Below are 17,697 nucleotides of genomic sequence, written 5' to 3'. Positions count from 1 at the left end.
CGAGCATCGTCACCTCGCGTCCGGCATTGGCCGACGGCGAGGCGGGATTAAAGGGAAGCCGGCACCTGCCGCGCAAGTCCCCGCCGGAGAGGGCGCGATGAAGCTCGCACCTTTCCTCGCCGTGATCATCCACCAGTCAAATCCGCTCGACTCCGCCGCGCAATCCTACCAAGGTGGTGCGTTTGTAACGCTTGACTTTACACCTGAAGTGGAGCGACCCAAGGCGGCCTGCAGCATCGGCCCGACAACGACATAATCAACTCAGGAGGAAGCCCAGATGAAGATACTCACCGGCATCATCGCAGCCGCCGTACTGGCGGTCTCAGCGCCGCTGGCGACCGCACGCGATTTCCGCTCGGCCGACATCCACCCAACCGATTATCCGACCGTCGAGGCCGTCAGGTTCATGGGCAAGCAGCTCGCGACGGCGAGCGGCGGCAAGCTCGGCGTGAAGGTGTTTCCCAATGGAGCCTTGGGCTCCGAGAAGGACACCATCGAGCAGCTGAAGATCGGCGCCCTCGACATGATGCGGATCAACGCATCGCCGTTGAACAACTTCGTGCCTGAAACCATCGCGTTGTGCCTGCCCTTCGTCTTCCGTGACACGCAGCACATGCGCACCGTCCTTGACGGACCGATCGGCGACGAGATCCTCGCAGCCATGGAGCCCGCCGGCCTGGTCGGGCTTGCCTATTACGACAGCGGCGCCCGCTCCATCTACACCGTCAAGGCGCCGGTCAAGTCGCTCGCCGACCTCAAGGGCCTGAAGATCCGCGTCCAGCAGTCCGACCTCTGGGTCGGCATGATCCAGAGCCTTGGTGCCAATCCGACGCCGATGCCGTATGGCGAAGTCTACACAGCCCTCAAGACGGGCCTGGTGGATGCAGCCGAGAACAACTGGCCCTCCTACGAGTCCTCGCGCCACTTCGAGGCCGCCAAGTTCTACAACGTCACCGAGCACTCGCTCGCGCCCGAAGTTCTCGTGATGTCAAAGAAGGTCTGGGACACGTTGAGCAAGGAGGATCAGGCAATGATCCGCAAGGCGGCCAAGGAATCGGTGCCCGTCATGCGCAAGCTCTGGGACGAGCGTGAGCAGGCCTCGCGCAAGACCGTCGAGGCCGCCGGCGTTCAGGTCGTCACGATCGCCAACAAGGCGGAATTCGTCGACGCGATGAAGCCGGTGTACGACAAGTTCGCAGGTGACGAAAAGCTGAAGGGCCTCGTCAAGCGGATCCAGGACACGAAGTAAGACCACAGCGTCGGGTCCGGCGTCGCCGCGAGGCGGGCGCCGGACCCTCGCGAAGGGGACGCGCAAGGAGACGCCGATGACAGACCCACATGTCGCAAGCCACGAGCAGGAGGTAACCGGCCGACCGTCGACCGGCTTGCTGTCGCGGATCAATGCCGTCGTTGCTCGCCTCGGCATGTATCTGTCCGTGACCGGCCTGCTCGTCATTGTCACCATCGTGTTCTACCAGGTGTTCGGACGTTACGTGCTCAATTCCAGCCCGACCTGGACGGAGAACCTTGCGCTGGTCCTGATCCTGTATGTCACGCTGATCGGCGCCGCCGTCGGCGTTCGCGACGCCGGACATATCGGCATGGACAGTTTGCTGGTGATGCTTCCGGATCATCTGCGAGAGAAGATCGAACTCGTGATCCACGTTCTGGTGGCCGTGTTCGGCATTGCGATGGCCTACAACGGCTGGATCCTCGGAGCGTCGGTCGGGACCGTGAAGATCCCCAATCTCGGGCTCCCTGAGGTCATCCGCTACGTCCCGCTGATCGCCTCCGGCGTCCTGATCGTCTCCTTTTCAATCGAGCACATCATTGCTCTCCTGCGCGGCGAAGAGGTCGTCCCCTCATGGAACTGATCATCCTCGGCGCAACCTTCTTCGGCTTCCTGATCCTCGGCGTACCCGTCGCCTTCGCGATCGGCCTCTCGGCGATGTGCACCATCCTCTACGAAGGCCTGCCGGTCGCCGTCATCTTTCAGCAGATGATGTCGGGGATGAACATCTTCTCCTTCCTCGCCATCCCGTTCTTCGTCTTCAGCGGTGAGCTGATGCTGCATGGCGGGGTCGCCGACAAGATCGTGCAGCTCGCCAAGAATCTCGTCGGACACATCCGCGGCGGGCTCGGCATGTCGAATGTGGTCGCCTGCACGCTGTTCGGCGGCGTCTCCGGCTCGCCCGTGGCCGACGTGTCGGCGATGGGCGCGGTGATGATCCCGATGATGAAGAAAGAGGGTTTCGACACCGACTACGCGGTCAACGTCACCACCCACGCTTCGCTGGTGGGGGCGCTCATGCCCACCAGCCACAACATGATCATCTATGCGCTCGCCGCGGGCGGCAAGGTCTCGATCGGCGCGCTGATCGCCGCCGGCCTCCTGCCGGCGCTCGTGCTGATGGTGTGCATGCTGGTTGCCGCCTACGCGGTCGCGGTGAAGCGCGGCTATCCAGCCGGCAAGTTCCCGGGCTGGGCCGAGGTTTTCCGCTCGTTCGCGGCCGCGCTGCCCGGCCTGCTGATCGTCGGCATCATCCTGGCGGGCATCCTGTCCGGCGTCTTCACGGCAACTGAATCCGCAGCCGTCGCGGTCACTTACACGATCCTGCTGACGTTCTTCATCTACCGCACCATGAGCTTGCCGAACTTCCTGCGGGCTGCAGCCAAGGCGGTGAAGACGACGGGCGTGGTGCTGCTGCTGATCGGCGTCTCCACCATGTTCCAGTACCTGATGGGGCTCTACGAAGTCGCCGACTTCGCCGGCGACTTGATGAGCAAGGTGTCCTCGCAGCCCTGGGTCATCTTCCTGCTCATCAACGTCATCCTGTTCGTGCTCGGCACGTTCATGGACATGGCGGCGACCATCCTGATCTGCACCCCGATCTTCCTGCCGATCGCGATGAAGGCGGGCATGGATCCGGTGCAATTCGGCATGCTGATGCTGATCAACTGCGCGCTGGGGCTGAACACCCCGCCGGTCGGAACGACGCAATTCGTCGGCTGCGCCATCGGCGGCATCTCGGTGGGCGCGGTGATGCGCACCATCCTGCCGTTCTATGCCGCCCTGATCGCAGCTCTGATGTTCGTGACCTACGTCCCCGCGTTCTCGCTGTGGCTGCCCCGCCTGCTGATGGGCTACAAGGGATAGCAGCAACAGGGAGAAACCGTTCGTGACTGACTATCGCAAGCTCTTCGATCTCGCCGGCAAGACCGCCGTGGTGCTCGGCGCCGCCTCGGGCATCGGCAAATCGTCGGCCGAGGCGCTGGCCGGGCTCGGCGCCCGCGTCGTTTGCGCAGATCGTGCGCTTGACGCCGCGGAAGCGACGGCCGCCGGCATCCGCGACAAGGGCGGTTGGGCGGAAGCAGCTAGCTGCGACGCCGCGAGCGCTGCGGACGTCAATGCGCTGGCCAAGATCGTGATGCAGAAATTCTCGCGGCTCGACATCGCCGTGACGACACCCGGGCTCAACATCCGCAAGACCATCCTCGATTACACCGAGGAGGATCTCGACCGCGTCCTGAACCTCAACGTCAAGGGTACCGTCTGGTTCTTCCAGGCCTTCGGCCGCATTATGGTCGAGCAGAAGGGCGGCAGCATCATCGCCTGCTCCTCGGTGCGCGCGGTGACCATCGAGCCGGGCCTTGGCGTCTACGGCTCGACCAAGGCAGCGATCGGCCTCCTGGTGAAGGGTTTTGCTTCAGAGGTCGGCCACGCCGGCGTCCGCGTCAACGCGATCGCGCCGARCATTGCCGAGACCGCGCTGACCGGCCCGTTCAAGCAGCGGCCCGATATCTACAATCTCTATGCCGGCCATACCGTGTTCAACCGCTGGAGCAGCGCCGACGAGGTCGCGACCGCCGTGGCCTACCTCGCTTCGGATGCCGCGAGCTATGTCAGCGGCAGCACGCTGTTCGTCGACGGCGGCTGGACCGCGGTCGATGGGCCGCCGACCGGTCTCACCCAGTTGCACAAATAAGGCGGCCGTCGGCACCTAGCCGGTAAAGCCCATGCTCCGGCGCAGCTCCTTCCGGTCTGCGCCGGTCAGCAGAGCGATCAGCGCGGCGGCTTCTGTCGGATGTGCGGCCCGCGCGGTCACGCCGGCCGTGTACATCGTCACGAGCTCGCAGCCCGGCGGCAGCGACCCCGACAGCGTGATGCCGTCGGTCGCGATGATCTCGGTCGCCTGGGTGCATCCGATCGGCCGGGTTGCGGTGGATGCAGCAAGCTCGCGCATCGCGGTCGCGCCGTTCGGAAAGATCTTGAGACGCGATGCGACCTCATAGGCGATCCCAAGCTGATCCAGCACTTTTGCGACATGCTGTCCCGCGGTCGAGGCTTTGGTGCCCGGAACGTAGATGGCATCCGCGGATCGCAGCACCTCGCGGAGATCGGCTTCAGTCTTCACCGTGACTTTCGGATCGCGGTTGCGGACCGCCAGCGCGGTCTCGACCCGGCCGATATCTGCGATCGAGGAGGGGACGACGAGCTTCTCCGCGGCGAGCTTCGCAAGGAGCGCCTGCGTCAGGATCACGAGATCCGCCGGGGTGCTGGCGCGCAGCTTGTCGGCCATGATGCCGACCGCGCCGAACTCGCCGTCGATACTGAGGCCGGTCTGCACCTTGAAGGGCTCGTTGAGGCCGCGCACCAGGCCTTGCGCCGCGCCGCCGCTCAAAATGGTCACTGTCGTCACGATGCAAGCTCCATGGCTGCGATGATCCTGTCGCGCGTGATCGGCAGGTCGCGTACGCGCACGCCGAGGCAATCGTAGACCGCATTGGCGATCGCCGCCGTCACGGGACCGTGCGCGGCCTCACCGGCGCCGACCGGCTCGATCTCCGGCCGCTGGATGATTTCGACATCCACCGCCGGCACCTCGCTGAAGGTCAGGATCGGATAGTCCGTCCAGGATGTCGACGTGATGTGCGTGCGATCGAAGCGCACGCGCTCCCTCAGCACCCAGCTCGTGGCCTGGATCGCACCGCCCTCGATCTGGTTGATGACGCCGTCCGGATTGATGGCCTCGCCGACGTCGACCGCAAGTGTCAACCGCCGGACGCGAATGTCGTCGGTGCCTTCGATCTCGGCGATCGCGGCGCAATAGGCGCCCGTGTTCTTGTAGCGAGCGAAGCCGACGCCGTGGCCGATGCCAGACTGTTTTTGCGGTTTCCACTGCGCGCGCCGTGCCGCGGCGCGAATGACGTCGCTGGCGCGCTCGTCGCGGAGATGACGCAGGCGGAACGCGATCGGGTCCTCGCCGCGCAGGACCGCGATCTCGTCGAGTATGGATTCGATCGCGAACACATTGCCTTGCCCGCCCAGGGTCCGCAGCGCCGACGTGCGCACCGGCATCGTCAGCAGCCGATGGCTCGTGATGGTCCAGGCCGGGAGGTCGTAGAGTGGAACGGAGTTGCGGTCGCCGCCCCCGCCATTGGCGGCCGGTGGATTCGTCGAGATCATGCGCGGGTAGGGGGGCGCGATCTCGGTCGCCRCAAGCAGCGCCGGCTGCGCCGCGCGTCCCGGGCGCGCGGCGTGGCCGTTGCTCYAGATCGCATGGCGCCAGCCGACGATCTCGCTGTCCGCATCGAGGTCGGCCTCGATCTCGATGGCCATCGCTGCGTCGAACGGCGCATGAGACATCTCGTCATGGCGCGACCACTGCACCCGCACCGGGCGGCCGCCGGCGCCCTTCGCCAGCAACACGGCATCGAGCGCGACGTCGTCGGCCGCATTGTGCCCGTAGCAGCCGGCCCCCTCCATATGCTCGACGACGATGTTTTCGGCCGGCAGCTCGAGCACGATCGCAAGATCGGCGCGCAGCAGATAGACGCCCTGGCTGTGTGTCCAGACATGGATACGATCGCCGTCCCATCGCGCCATGGCGCAGGATGGCGCGATCGAGGCGTGTGCGATGTAGGGACGGGTGTACTGCCGGCGAAGGGTGCGCGCAGCTCTCTTCGTCGTTGCCGCTGCTCTGGTGTCGATGACGGTGGTTTCGACCGGCTGGCTCTTCAGAAAGCCTGCGAGATCGTCTTCGTCGGGCAACAGCTCGCCAGCCGACCAGGTTGCGCCCTTGCGCAAGGCTTTCAGTGCGGCTTCCGCCGAAGCCTCGCTATCGGCAACCACGCCGGCAAAGCCGCCGTCGCGGACGATCGCGACGAGGCCGGGAACGACGCGCGCCGCCGTCTCGTCGAGCGCGATCAGCCTGGCACCCGAGATGTCAGGCCGTAGCACGCGGCCGTGCACCAGGTCCGGCAATGCACAATCGTGAATGAAGCGCGGTCGCGCAAACACCTTGTCGGGAATGTCGACCCGCTGGACCGAATGTCCGGCGACATCGCGCGTGGCAGCGGGCTTCGCGACGGCGCCCGCGGTGGCGTCGCGGTCGAGCGAGACGTCGCCAGCCAGCTCCCAATAGCTGGTCCTGACGTTGCCGGGACCCGAGATCGTGCCGTCATCGACATCGAGCAGCGCCGCATCGACGCCGAGACGCTCCGATGCGGCTGCGAGGAAGCGCTGGCGCACCTCGGCGCAGACGTGTCGCAGCGCGCGGCCGGACTGCTGGACCGAAAGACTGCCCGAGGTGACACCCTCGTTCGGGCTGGCCGCCGTCGAGGCGCGGATCAGCTCGATCCTGCCGATATCGACGTCGAGCTCGTCTGCGGCGATCTGCGCCAGCGCCGTGACGATGCCCTGGCCGATCTCGACCTTGCCGGGCGAGATTGCGACACCGCCTTCGCCGCTAAACCGCACCCAGGACGACAGCTTTGGATTGGCCGCGAGGCTAACCGGCAGTTTCGGGACGGGGGAGGGCATACTCATGACGTCGCCGTCTCCGCTGCCGCGCGCAGCACGGCGCGGACCATGCGATTGTGCGATCCGCAGCGGCACAGATTGCGATCGAGCGCGGCTCTGACCTCGGTCTCCGTCGGCAAGGGATTGCGCTTCAGCAGCGCTGCCGCGCTGATGAGGATTCCCGATACGCAGTAACCGCATTGCATCGCCTGCTCGGAGACGAAGGCGCGTTGCAGCGGATGCGGCTGCTCGGCCGTGYCGAGGCCCTCCACCGTGACGACGTCCTTGTCCGCCACCGACCACATCGGCATGTCGCAGGAGGCCATCGCGCGGTCGCCCACCATGACGTGACAGGCCCCGCACTCACCGGCCCCGCAGCCGAAATGCGGACCGGTGACGCCGAGCCGGCCGCGCAGCACATCGAGCAGCGTCTGGTCGGGATCGGCATCCACGGCTATGGCCGCGCCGTTGAGCTGAAATTGAATGGTCGGCATGATCGCTCTACGGCCTCAGGACTTGTCGAACTTCTTGACGACATCGGCCCATTTCTCGATGTCGCCGCGAAGGAATTTTTCGAATTCCTCCGGCGTCATGGACATGGGTACGGCACCCTGCTCGGTCCAGAGCTTTACGATGTCCGGTCGCTTCACCATTGCGTTCACGGCGGCATTGAGCTTGTCGATGATAGGCTTCGGCGTGCCGGCCGGGGCCATTAGGCCAAGCCAGATCGTCGCCTCATAGCCTGCTACGCCGGCTTCGCCAGCGGTCGGCACGTTCGGCAGCACGGCCGAGCGCTCCTTGCCGGTGGTCGCGAGCGCGCGGACCTGGTTCTCGCCGATATTCGGCGCCATCGCCGGCACGGCGTCGATCATCATCTGCACCTGTCCACCGATCACGCCGCTGCGCGCCTCGCCGCTGTTGCGGTAGGGCACGTGGACCACATCGATGCCGGCCATGGCTTTGAACAGCTCGCCGGCCATGTGATAGGGCGTGCCCTGACCGGAGGAGGCGTAGTTCAGCTTGCCCGGCTGCGATTTGGCGAGCGCGATGAACTCCTGCAGAGCCTTCGCCGGAACCTGCGGGTTCACCACGATGACGAGGTCGGAGTAGTTCACCGGCGCGATCGGCGCGAGGTCGCGCATCAGCTCGTATTTGCGCTTGTCCGGCGTCAGGAGCGATTCATTCGCGGTCTGGGTGTTGGACATCATCAGCAGCGTGTAGCCGTCGGCCGGCGACTTTGCCGCTTCGACCGTGCCGATGACGCCGCCCGCGCCGGTGCGGTTCTCGACCACGAAGGGCTGGCCAAAGCTCTCCTGGAGCACATTGCCGATCAGCCGGGCCGCGACGTCCGCCGGCCCGCCGGCGCCAAAGGGCACTACGATCCGGACGGCGTGGGTCGGGTAATCCTGTGCGAATGAGGGGGCCGCAGCGAATGCACCGAGCAGACCGGCGAGCGCCAGCATCAATCTTCGGGCCGTCATGCCACCTCCTTGTTGTCGTTCTTGTTGCCTGGCAATGTAGCGGCAGGAGATACGGACTGTCGACGGCTCACAAAGCCGATCGCGCCGGGAATATCGGGCCGTTTTCGGTGTGGCCGCGCCGCTCTTCGCGGTCGCGGCAGGAACCGGCAGGGCACGTGATCTGAGCAAATCGCATGGGCATTGCCGGATAAATGCCCTCGGCTGGCTGCTATTTTGATGTTACGAACTGGACATGAACCAGCACGCCAAGATCGAAATCCGCCATTCGACCTGTCCGCACGACTGCCCTTCGGCCTGCGCGCTCGATATCGAGGTGGTCGAAGGCCGCAGCATTGGCCGCGTCCGAGGTTCGAAAAAGCAGACCTACACGGCTGGCGTCGTCTGCGCCAAGGTCGCCCGTTACGCCGAGCGCATCCATCACCCCGAGCGGCTGATGTATCCGATGCGCCGCACCGGGCCGAAGGGCTCCGGGCAGTTCGCGCGGATCTCGTGGGACGAGGCGCTGGACGAGATCGCGGATCGCTTCAACAAGGCCGAGCGCGAGTATGGCGCGGAATCGATCTGGCCTTATTACTACGCCGGCACGATGGGGCTGGTGATGCGCGACGGCCTCAATCGCCTCACGCATGTGAAGAAATATTCGCGCTTCTATCAGACCATCTGCGCCAATGTCGGGCGCATCGGGTTCGCGATCGGCACCGGCAAGATTGCCGGCGTCGATCCGCGCGAGATGGCGCTCTCCGATCTCGTCGTGATCTGGGGCACCAACCCGGTCAACACGCAGGTCAACGTGATGACGCATGCTGCGCGTGCGCGGAAGGAGCGCGGCGCCAAGATTGCCGCCGTCGACATCTACGACAACGAGACCATGAAGCAGGCTGACATCAAGATCATCCTGCGGCCCGGCACCGATGGCGCCTTCGCGTGCGGCGTGATGCATGTCCTGTTCCGCGATGGCTACGCCGACCGCGCCTATATGGACAAGTACACGGATTGCCCCGATGAGCTCGAGGCGCATCTGAAGACGCGCACGCCGGAGTGGGCGTCCACGATCTGCGGCGTGCCGGTATCGGAGATCGAGGCCTTTGCGAAACTGGTCGGCGAGACCAAGCGGACCTTCTTCCGGCTCGGTTACGGCTTTACCCGCTCGCGTAACGGCGCCGCGCAAATGCATGCGGCGCTCTGCGTTCCCGCGGTGACCGGCGCCTGGCAATATGAAGGCGGTGGCGCCTTCTTCAACAATTACGCGCTGTGGCACTTCAATGAATCCCTCATCGAGGGCCACGACGCGATCGATAAGACCACGCGGGCGCTCGACCAGTCGCAGATCGGCCGCATCCTCACCGGCGACGCCGAAGCCTTGCTAGGCAAGGGTCCGATCAAGGCGATGCTGATCCAGAACACCAATCCGATGACGGTGGCACCGGAGCAGGCGCTGGTGCGTCAGGGGTTTGCGCGCGAGGATCTGTTCGTGGCGGTGCACGAGCAGTTCATGACCGAGACGGCCGAGATGGCCGACATCGTGCTGCCGGCGACCATGTTCATGGAGCATGACGATCTCTATTACGGCGGTGGCCACCAGCACATCTCGGTCGGGCCGAAGCTGATCGACCCGCCCGGCGAATGCCGCTCCAACCATCAGGTCATGCAGGCGCTGGCGCCGCGGCTTGGCGCGAAGCATCCGGGCTTCGAGATGACGCCGCGCGAATTGATCGACGCGACGCTGAAGCTCAGCAACCACGGCGACATCGCTGGTCTCGAAGCCGACATCTGGCGCGACCTGCAACCGGACTTCCGGACCTCGCATTATCTCGACGGCTTTGCCCATGCCGACAAGAAATTCCATTTCAAGGCCGAGTGGGCGCATCCGTCGTTCGGCCAGACGATGGGCGATTTCGATAAGATGCCGTCGCTGCCGGACCATTGGGCGGTGATCGAGCATACCGATCAAGCCCATCCGTTCCGGCTCGCGACCAGTCCCTCGCGCAGCTTCCTCAACACCACCTTCAACGAGACGCCGTCCTCGCAGGCGCGTGAAGGCAGAGCAAGCGTGATGATCCATCCGCTGGATGCGGCTGCGCTCGATATCGCCGACGGCGACGCCGTGACGCTCGGCAACACCCGGGGCGAGACCACGCTGCTCGCAACGCTGTTCGACGGCGTGCGGCGCGGCGTGCTGATCGCGGAATCCGTTCACCCAAACAAGAATCATATCGGTGGCCGCGGCATCAACGTGYTGACTGGAGCCGATACGATCGCGCCGATCGGGGGAGCTGCATTCCACGACAACAAGGTCTGGATCAGGAAAACGGTCTTGGCCTGAGCGCGCGCTTCGCTCGCCCGCCAATTTGTGTCGAGGCGCTAAAGCAAGGCCTCGTTGCAGATTGCCCTTGCGCCTGCCGCCCGAGCTGCCGCAAATGGCTGCAAACGGGAGCGAGCGTACGATGACCGACACCACAGCAATCATCACCGAAAAGCGTGGGCAGGCGTTCTGGATCACCATCAACCGGCCGGAGAAACGCAACGCGTTGAACGGCGAGGTTATCGCCGGCATCACCAAAGGCTATCGCGACGCGCATGACGACAAGGACGTCCGCGTCATCGTATTGACGGGGGCAGGCGACAAGGCGTTCTGCGCCGGCGCCGACTTGCAGAATTCCGGCGCGGCGTTCGCGATGGATCATTCCAAGCCGAATGTCGACTATGCCGATCTGCTGCGTTTGTCGCAGAACGCGACGAAGCCGGCGATTGCGCGGGTCGGTGGCGTCTGCATGGCCGGCGGCATGGGCCTGTTGTGCATGACCGACATGGCGATTGCGGCCGATCACGTCATCTTCGGACTGCCGGAGGTGAAGGTCGGCGTATTCCCGATGCAGGTGCTGAGCCTGTTGCAGAGCATCGCGCCGCCGCGCGTCGTCAACGAATGGGCGCTCACCGGCGAGCCGTTCGACGCGAAAGCGGCGCAAGCTGCGGGCCTGCTCAACTATGTGGTGCCCACCGCCGAGCTCGATGCCAAGGTCGACTGGCTGATCGGCCGCATCGTCGACAAGTCCCCGACCGCGATCCGCCGCGGCAAATATGCCATGCGCGCCATCGCGTCGATGTCGTTTGACGAGAGCATCGCCTACACCGAAAGCCAGATAGCGCTGCTCGCGATGACCGAGGACGCCAAGGAGGGCCTGAAGGCGTTCAGCGAGAAGCGCAAGCCTTCGTGGACAGGGAAATAAGCATCCCAAATCGGCAGGCTCCCGGCTCGAATCTCTTGAGAGCTCCCAATGCGCTGGGCTGCCATTCCGACTGGTGAGTAGGGGCAAACATTTGCTATTTCTCCTGCCTCTCCTCGTTTAACCGACTGACGCGGATCCACCGGTGTGAAGCCGTCGGTCGCCCGGTCGTAGCGCTGACATGCTACGACTCGTAACTGGCCGCCCTCGTATCCGTATGAGATTAGGAGGTTTTCACGATCCGGTTTGGCAGGGACTTGGCGCCCCTTCTCGTGCGCAGTGTACCGGGTCATGTACCAAGCACCGTGGCGATAGAGCCGCCCCTCGACACCGCAAATTTCGCAGGTGACAGCGCTATGGGCCTCCGCGAGAGCTATCGCATTGTTGATCTTCTGCCGGGTGGCCTGCGAAAATTTGCCATAGTAATAGAATCGCAAGGTCGCTTATTTTTCTTTGATCTGCTCTATCGTCAGAGTTTCATCCGGCTGCAGCGCACTCTCGATCCGGGAGCAACAGCGTTCGAAAAGTTCGCGCCACCCTTCGTTACATTCGGGCTACGCCCGAGTAGGCGCGCCGAAGAGACGCGGGTTTGTGTCAACTAGTTGTCCTGCCAATTCATCCGACCAAATTTCGTCGGCCGTCATGTCTCCTGCCCGTCCTCGTCTAGCGCGCTCGGCGCCTTGTTGTCCGTCGCTTTATCGTCATCCTTCGGAACCGTCTTAATCAGACGCTTCTCGACGGCAGCGATTTCCGCGTCCACATGCGCCCTGTTATTCCCGGACAAAGCGGCTTCCGCCATGGCTCTGGCACAAGACATTAGGTCGCTCGTATGGTAGCCGAGAGGGTCTTCCGGCTGTCCTCGTCGGATAACGGCTTTCCGCTGCTCCGCCGCCCAGGCCGCGACCTTAGCGATGAGACTCCACACAGATGCACGTCGGTCGTGACCGCGCACCTCGCCTTCGGCTTTCCACGCGGGTGTGCCGGCGACGGGATTGACGCCTTCGGAGACCCGCATCGTGTAGTTCGAGATGTCCTCGAGATCGCTTACGTTTGCGATAAACGCGGTCGCAAGAATCCGCGCGCGGCGCGGCTCTCCGCCAGGCCAGATTTCGACAGTGACCCGCAGCACGTCAATTACCTCTGCTTTTGCCCTCCGAACAAGGGCCCTTCTATTTGGTCGAGCCCGACTTCGCTTGCAGCGAGCACAGTGAAGCAGTCATCGCCATGATCGTACTGCTTGCACTCCAAAACTCGGATCATTCCGTTTATTAGGGCAATGTGCACGTCCGTATTTTCCAACCCTCTCGGCATCAGCATAGGGTCGCCATCAGCGTGCTCGGTGCACAGGGTTGTGACTGTGCTACCGTTGCTGTGGGGCCGACCAGGGGCCCCGCAGAATTCGCAAATGCAGGCAGATGCGGCACATGCACGTTGGAGAATGTTGCGAATTGATAGTTTGCTGGAGAAGCAAAGGGGCTTCCAAGTGCGACTGCCTTTGTTTTGAACCTCCTCCCATCGGAATCGCAGGGTCCCTAATTTCTGATAGACTTGGGTGATTTTGATTTCTCCACGCATATGGAAGCCGAAAAGAAATGGTGCGCCGAGATCGCTGCAGGTGCGATCAATGATCTTTTCCCAGCCTGGACCGCAGTCCGGTAGTCCCGTCGCCAGCTCCGGGTCTCCCGGTGGTGGATCAAAGAGCCTGTGGTGTTTCCAAACGAGTCTCGCGCGCCAATCACTCGGCTCTGGGACACCATGCATCGCCATATCACACCTCCACTACAGCATCTGGATCAAATTTACCGCCGCGAACTGGATTACTGACGACGCGTGTGCGCCCGCACTGGATGTCGCACGGCACATGCACGTGGCCGCAGATCCAGAGATCCGGACGAAGTTGGTCCGGCATCGCTCGCAAAATATCTGATCCGTAAAACGCGGCCGCCCACCACGGCATGCCAATCATCCCTTGATAGGCATCGACAAATTCCGGCATCGGCGGATGGTGCGTCACCACAACAGTCGGCCCATCGTGCGGGCTGGCGAGCTCGTCCATTAAGATCGCCCTCTCGTGCGCGTGTTCGGCGACCGCATCGTACGGGGTCCAAATGCCGCGCTCTGTTCGAATCTTGCGATACTCCTCGGGTCCGCTATGCCAATGTCTCGCCATCGCACGCGCGTGCGCCGCCCACACTTCCGCAGGCATCAGTTCCGGGTTCGGAGTCCAGCGGCCGGCCAGCATCCAATCGGTCCAGAGCGTGAGCCCGACGAATCGTACGTTGCCGATCCAACAGACGGGTTCGTCAGCGGCCAACACGTGTACGATGTCATCATCCGCGGCGTCATCCTGCCGCTGCGCTTCCGCGCGCATCAGACGGATGAAATCGTTGTTCGTGCGCTTGTCCTCCGGGTTGCTCGTGTAAAGATCGTGGTTTCCTGCAACAGCGACAACGGATTTGCCGCAGGCATACTCGACCACGCTCCGGATCGCGCGCTGAGGCTCGTCCACCTCACAGATGTCGCCGGCGCAGACCAACACGTCAAAGTCAGCAGCCGGAGACTCTGGGAAAGCCCCGAGATGCCAATCTGAAGAGTAAGCTACCCTCACTGTGCACTCCGCCCGTGTGCACCCGACCACCATTTTTCGCTGGTTTCCTCAGGCGGTAATCTTGGGCTCGGCATGACTCACTCGATGATTGGCTAGTTAGGTCGAGAATACCGATATTATAGGTATCTGTAAAGTCGTTTTATTTCTCTAGCCCCCTCCGGGAGGCTGGATGCCAAAAACGGTCACGTCACCAATTCAGAAGAAACTCGCGGCCATGCTGGTCGAGCTCAGGAAGGACGCTGGTCTTCGCCAGGTCGATCTCGCCGAGAAGCTCGGAGTGTATCAGTCGTGGGTCACCCACTTAGAGTCCGGCCAGCGTCGGATCGATGTGGTTGAGCTGATCGAGCTGGGGCGAATCCTAGGTTTCGATCCGGCCGAGGTGGTACGGAGGCTCAATCGGCGCTAGCCCGTCGGGCTGGAACAGAACCTACTGCGGCAGGCGCTAAGCTAAGAGGATGCCAAGCGATTTCCGACTCCTATTTAGTCGGAAGCGGCAGCCCAACGCTCCTCTTTCAGTTGTGAAGCCTCGCGCATCGTATAGAGATGCTTGACCATTTCGGCGTCCGATAGATTTGCGGAGCCCAATCAGATTGCTTGAGTGATACGCAGGCGGTCAACCCTTGACGCCGATGTGGAGTGGGCCGGACAGGGGCAGGCCGGCTGTTTTGATCCTCTCGGCGCGCCGGGGGGACGGCAAATTGCGATTCACCCGCGCCTTGGGCGATTGTCGGCCTTCCGGCGGATCGCGCCCTATATCCACAGTGTGTTCGGGTCGGTTGCGCTCCTTCAGCTACGCACGCCATCTTGGCGGTGCGATGGTTGTCCGRGACCGGGCACCGGAAGTCGCTATCCCAAAGTTTGCTGAGACCAGGCGCTCGGCTGCCATGGCCTTGGCGTCGCGAGCAGTGCCAGCGACAAAGACCATCTTCTCGGACCTGCAGAGGAAACTCGGCTAAGGCGGACGCGGATCGCGCCCCTTGACTCGATTGGTCATCCTGCTTGCGATCTCCTCCGCCTCCGCGACCTGGCGCTGGAGGCGGTCATAGTAGGCCTGCACATGCCGGGCGTTTTGCCTGACCACGTTCGGATCCGGTTTGATCTGCCAGGAATCGTCGTCAGGGAGGGATTCAAGGCCGTCGAGCGAAGGACCTGAGATGATCGTCGGATCCATGGCCGCTCGATCGCCAGAATTGGGGATGACCTCGGCGGACGGCGCAACGTCGAGGCCAGCCTCTGAATCCGGCTCAGCCGACACCTCGGGGCCGGGCTGGACCAAGACCGCCTCTGCAGGGATTGCGGCGCCTGCCGGCTCAACATCAATTTCGGTGACCGATGCCGCGACAACGTCCTCGCGACCCTCGCCGGGGGGCGCGGCAGCCGATCCAGGCGCAACGTCAGCCAGCAATTTTGCCACAATACCGAGCCGGTCGGCCCGCGCGATGGCTGCCTTGAATCTTTCGAAATTCGTTTGCGAAATGATATGGCGCACAGCGGGAGAGGGCGACCGATTGACCATGAACATGTCGATGGACGCACCCGCGACCGCGATCAGGTCGGCAATCTTAGCGTCGCCCTCGACCACCAGCGACGGCCAGCCAAGAACGCGTGCAAACAGCACCACGATGTCGGCGTCCTCCGCCTCGCAGTTCTCCTTAAGCCTGAAGGCGACGCCATCGAACGACACGGCGGTGCCTGCCAGCGACAGCGGCGCCTCGGGGGGCTCTTCGGCCATGGCTTCAAGCGCGTAGCCCACTTCCATGGCCTTCTCGGCGAACGCTTGGCGGAAGGCGGCCACCTTGGTCGGGCCGTTCTTAGACGCTGCAGCGTTCGTGATCATCAGCCCAGGTGTCACCTTCGGCGCATGCCGCTGCGTCGGCTGGGTCTTCTTGCCATGCCGCTGCGCCTTGAGGTTCTCGATCTGGTGAACCGACCTGCCGGCCTCGTACATTCGAAACAGCACTCCCGGAAGTCGCAGCTCTGGCGTGTCCGCTCCCTTGGCTTCATTGTGCCGTGGATCGACGTGAGCGTCGATACAAAGGATGGCGCAAGCCAGCGTGAGTCGCGCGGCAATGATCGACCGCACGTGGCGTCCGCCGTCGCGCCAGAACAGTTGGTTCCAAGATCGTTCCTTGGCACCGAAGCCGTCTCGGTCCACCTCTCGCATTGCCAAATAGGCGTGCGCGTGTGGATTCGGCTCGCCGTCGCTTGCGGGCGGGCACTCCACATCGATGCGGATGGACATGCCGAGCTCGACGAAGGGGAGGAGCACAAATGCCGCCACGGCCAGCAACAGCTCTGGCGGCACTTGGCGTGGTATCGCGAAATCGACGATCCGGCCCTCCTGTGCGTCCCGCCGGTTCTCACGGAGGCCAACAGCCGCCACGAATTCCAGAAGATCGGCCAGCTCCGCAGGTGCGTGTCTCGGCAGCAGAACAAGCCCTCCCAAGTGATGCGCCGCATAGGCCCGGTAGCTCACTCGACGGAAGCCGTCGTTCACGGATCCACAGGTCTGGTAGGCGAGCCGCGCGAGAGCCGTGTAGCCCTTCGCGCGCTGAATAACGCCCGTATGGATGTAGCAGAAACCCATCTTGTTCTTCACCGACGTATAAAGGACCTGTCGTTGCGCCGCTTTCACGGCATGTCTATCAAACGGCCCTGCAAGTCCCGAGCGCGAGTGCATTCAAACCGAAGGCGCTGGCGAGGAAACGTAGGAAGCAGCCCCGGTGGGGTGCAGGATAGTCGCCCACCGCGGGGCTCTGAGCAGGCCGGGGTGGTGGCGATTGCGGACCAGCAGGCCGCTATCCGGGTTGGGGGGCGATGTCGTTGAGCTTGCCTTGCTGACGAATATGGCCATGGCGGCAGCACCTCGTGAGCAGGCAAACAGTCGGGACTTGCCCGTCAGGCAAAACCGCACAGCCCGCGCTCGGCCGCACAACGTTTGAGCAGACTCGCCGTCATTCGATTCAGCGAACGAACTGCTTTCGACGGGGCAGCGCCGCGCGCCCCTAAGGGTGGGGCACATGCCCCGGTCGATGCCCGGCTGATCCATCGCCTGCGACCCCGAGAGCTGAGGCCGCTCGGGGCGATCGAGATTGCAAACTCTAGGCGGTGATCTTCACGACCCCTTTCTGCGTTCATGCGCCCCGCGCTCGCGGATTGCGGTGGCGTCTTTCAGGACTGAGCTCGTCCGAGTCACGAGGGTGAGGATTGCCGGCCGCCTTCCCTCGATCAACAACGTAAAATCGCTCTTATTGCGTACGACGAACTCCGATATCCGGTCCTTGCGCACTGGGCCGCTTGCACCAACAGAAACTGCAAATCGCGCGAGCTCAGGCTTTTCCGCATATTCCTCGGTGGGTTTGGAAGTGGCTAAGAATGTCCTGGACGCCTTATAGGCTGCTCAACGATCCTCATGATCGTGCACCTAGAGAAGGTCTGATAGGCAGATCTGCGCGATCCCAATGCTGACATTGCTCACAAGAAAGCTGCGCTTTTTCAAGTCTTTACACCGGAATTTGCAGCTTTTGGTTGCGCTCCAAAGAGGGTGATGGGCAGTAAACTCCGATTTGCTGCCCATCTTAT

The 17,697-nt window shown here is 63.3% G+C and carries 15 protein-coding genes; 8 read left to right on the top strand and 7 right to left on the bottom strand.

What is annotated here, in order from left to right; translation table 11 throughout:
• Window positions 1-97: 97 nt before the first annotated feature.
• The 5 genes from AB4Z51_RS32555 (at window position 98) to AB4Z51_RS32535 (ending at window position 3,986) form a co-directional block, all read left to right on the top strand.
• The gene (locus tag AB4Z51_RS32555) at window positions 98-256 is read left to right on the top strand and encodes a hypothetical protein (RefSeq protein WP_161495946.1); all 159 of its coding nucleotides are present in this window, start codon (window positions 98-100) and stop codon (window positions 254-256) included.
• Between the two features lie 21 nt (window positions 257-277).
• Window positions 278-1,249, top strand: a complete 972-nt coding sequence (locus AB4Z51_RS32550; protein WP_135215096.1) for a TRAP transporter substrate-binding protein — start codon at window positions 278-280, stop codon at window positions 1,247-1,249.
• A 76-nt stretch (window positions 1,250-1,325) separates the two neighbouring features.
• The gene (locus AB4Z51_RS32545) at window positions 1,326-1,874 is read left to right on the top strand and encodes a TRAP transporter small permease (RefSeq protein WP_014493779.1); all 549 of its coding nucleotides are present in this window, start codon (window positions 1,326-1,328) and stop codon (window positions 1,872-1,874) included.
• Window positions 1,865-3,157: a TRAP transporter large permease gene (locus tag AB4Z51_RS32540; protein ID WP_441498782.1), complete on the top strand. Its 1,293-nt coding sequence runs from the start codon at window positions 1,865-1,867 to the stop codon at window positions 3,155-3,157. The genes AB4Z51_RS32545 and AB4Z51_RS32540 overlap by 10 nt, the downstream gene beginning before the upstream one ends.
• Before the next feature lie 22 nt (window positions 3,158-3,179).
• Window positions 3,180-3,986 (top strand): SDR family NAD(P)-dependent oxidoreductase, encoded by an 807-nt coding sequence (locus tag AB4Z51_RS32535; protein WP_441498781.1) that lies wholly within the window; start codon window positions 3,180-3,182, stop codon window positions 3,984-3,986.
• A gap of 15 nt (window positions 3,987-4,001) precedes the next feature.
• Here the strand turns inward: AB4Z51_RS32535 and AB4Z51_RS32530 are convergent, their stop codons facing one another.
• Genes AB4Z51_RS32530 through AB4Z51_RS32515 form a run of 4 tightly spaced genes read right to left on the bottom strand, consistent with a single transcriptional unit; the run spans window position 4,002 to window position 8,283 of the window.
• Entirely contained in the window at window positions 4,002-4,700 is a 699-nt protein-coding gene (locus AB4Z51_RS32530) for a molybdate ABC transporter substrate-binding protein (RefSeq protein ID WP_441498780.1), read from the bottom strand.
• Window positions 4,697-6,823, bottom strand: coding sequence for a molybdopterin cofactor-binding domain-containing protein (locus tag AB4Z51_RS32525; RefSeq protein ID WP_441498790.1), 2,127 nt, complete (start codon window positions 6,821-6,823; stop codon window positions 4,697-4,699). The genes AB4Z51_RS32530 and AB4Z51_RS32525 overlap by 4 nt, the downstream gene beginning before the upstream one ends.
• Window positions 6,824-6,825: 2 nt before the next feature.
• The gene (locus AB4Z51_RS32520; protein ID WP_441498779.1) at window positions 6,826-7,296 is read right to left on the bottom strand and encodes a (2Fe-2S)-binding protein; all 471 of its coding nucleotides are present in this window, start codon (window positions 7,294-7,296) and stop codon (window positions 6,826-6,828) included.
• Between the two features lie 15 nt (window positions 7,297-7,311).
• Complete coding sequence (locus tag AB4Z51_RS32515; protein WP_441498778.1) at window positions 7,312-8,283, bottom strand: tripartite tricarboxylate transporter substrate binding protein; 972 nt, start codon at window positions 8,281-8,283, stop codon at window positions 7,312-7,314.
• Window positions 8,284-8,515: 232 nt separating this feature from the next.
• On the opposite strand from AB4Z51_RS32515, the gene AB4Z51_RS32510 reads away from it, so the two are divergent.
• Entirely contained in the window at window positions 8,516-10,606 is a 2,091-nt protein-coding gene (locus AB4Z51_RS32510) for a molybdopterin oxidoreductase family protein (protein ID WP_441498777.1), read from the top strand.
• A 121-nt stretch (window positions 10,607-10,727) separates the two neighbouring features.
• Window positions 10,728-11,510: an enoyl-CoA hydratase/isomerase family protein gene (locus AB4Z51_RS32505; protein ID WP_441498776.1), complete on the top strand. Its 783-nt coding sequence runs from the start codon at window positions 10,728-10,730 to the stop codon at window positions 11,508-11,510.
• Window positions 11,511-12,147: 637 nt separating this feature from the next.
• On the opposite strand, the gene AB4Z51_RS32500 is transcribed toward AB4Z51_RS32505, so the two are convergent.
• Window positions 12,148-12,636: a hypothetical protein gene (locus AB4Z51_RS32500; protein ID WP_193560892.1), complete on the bottom strand. Its 489-nt coding sequence runs from the start codon at window positions 12,634-12,636 to the stop codon at window positions 12,148-12,150.
• A 639-nt stretch (window positions 12,637-13,275) separates the two neighbouring features.
• Window positions 13,276-14,115: a metallophosphoesterase family protein gene (locus tag AB4Z51_RS32495; protein ID WP_441498775.1), complete on the bottom strand. Its 840-nt coding sequence runs from the start codon at window positions 14,113-14,115 to the stop codon at window positions 13,276-13,278.
• A 169-nt stretch (window positions 14,116-14,284) separates the two neighbouring features.
• Between AB4Z51_RS32495 and AB4Z51_RS32490 the strand changes: the two genes are divergently transcribed.
• Window positions 14,285-14,521: a helix-turn-helix domain-containing protein gene (locus AB4Z51_RS32490; protein ID WP_025576313.1), complete on the top strand. Its 237-nt coding sequence runs from the start codon at window positions 14,285-14,287 to the stop codon at window positions 14,519-14,521.
• Between the two features lie 546 nt (window positions 14,522-15,067).
• Here the strand turns inward: AB4Z51_RS32490 and AB4Z51_RS32485 are convergent.
• Window positions 15,068-16,750 carry a MobA/MobL family protein gene (locus tag AB4Z51_RS32485; protein WP_441498774.1) on the bottom strand — a complete coding sequence of 561 codons (1,683 nt, stop codon included), beginning with the start codon at window positions 16,748-16,750 and terminating at the stop codon, window positions 15,068-15,070.
• Between the last annotated feature and the right edge of the window lie 947 nt (window positions 16,751-17,697).

It is taken from the genome of Bradyrhizobium sp. 2TAF36, from assembly GCF_052114925.1.
GTDB classification, from domain to species: Bacteria; Pseudomonadota; Alphaproteobacteria; order Rhizobiales; family Xanthobacteraceae; genus Bradyrhizobium; species Bradyrhizobium barranii.
This window is presented reverse-complemented; position numbering and strand designations above follow the sequence as displayed.

Coding starts and splice junctions, on each gene's coding strand:
- AB4Z51_RS32555 (WP_161495946.1), top strand. CDS start 98: ATGAAGCTCGCACCTTTCCTCGCCGTGATCATCCACCAGTCAAATCCG.
- AB4Z51_RS32550 (WP_135215096.1), top strand. CDS start 278: ATGAAGATACTCACCGGCATCATCGCAGCCGCCGTACTGGCGGTCTCA.
- AB4Z51_RS32545 (WP_014493779.1), top strand. CDS start 1,326: ATGACAGACCCACATGTCGCAAGCCACGAGCAGGAGGTAACCGGCCGA.
- AB4Z51_RS32540 (WP_441498782.1), top strand. CDS start 1,865: ATGGAACTGATCATCCTCGGCGCAACCTTCTTCGGCTTCCTGATCCTC.
- AB4Z51_RS32515 (WP_441498778.1), bottom strand. CDS start 8,283: ATGACGGCCCGAAGATTGATGCTGGCGCTCGCCGGTCTGCTCGGTGCA.
- AB4Z51_RS32505 (WP_441498776.1), top strand. CDS start 10,728: ATGACCGACACCACAGCAATCATCACCGAAAAGCGTGGGCAGGCGTTC.
- AB4Z51_RS32490 (WP_025576313.1), top strand. CDS start 14,285: ATGCCAAAAACGGTCACGTCACCAATTCAGAAGAAACTCGCGGCCATG.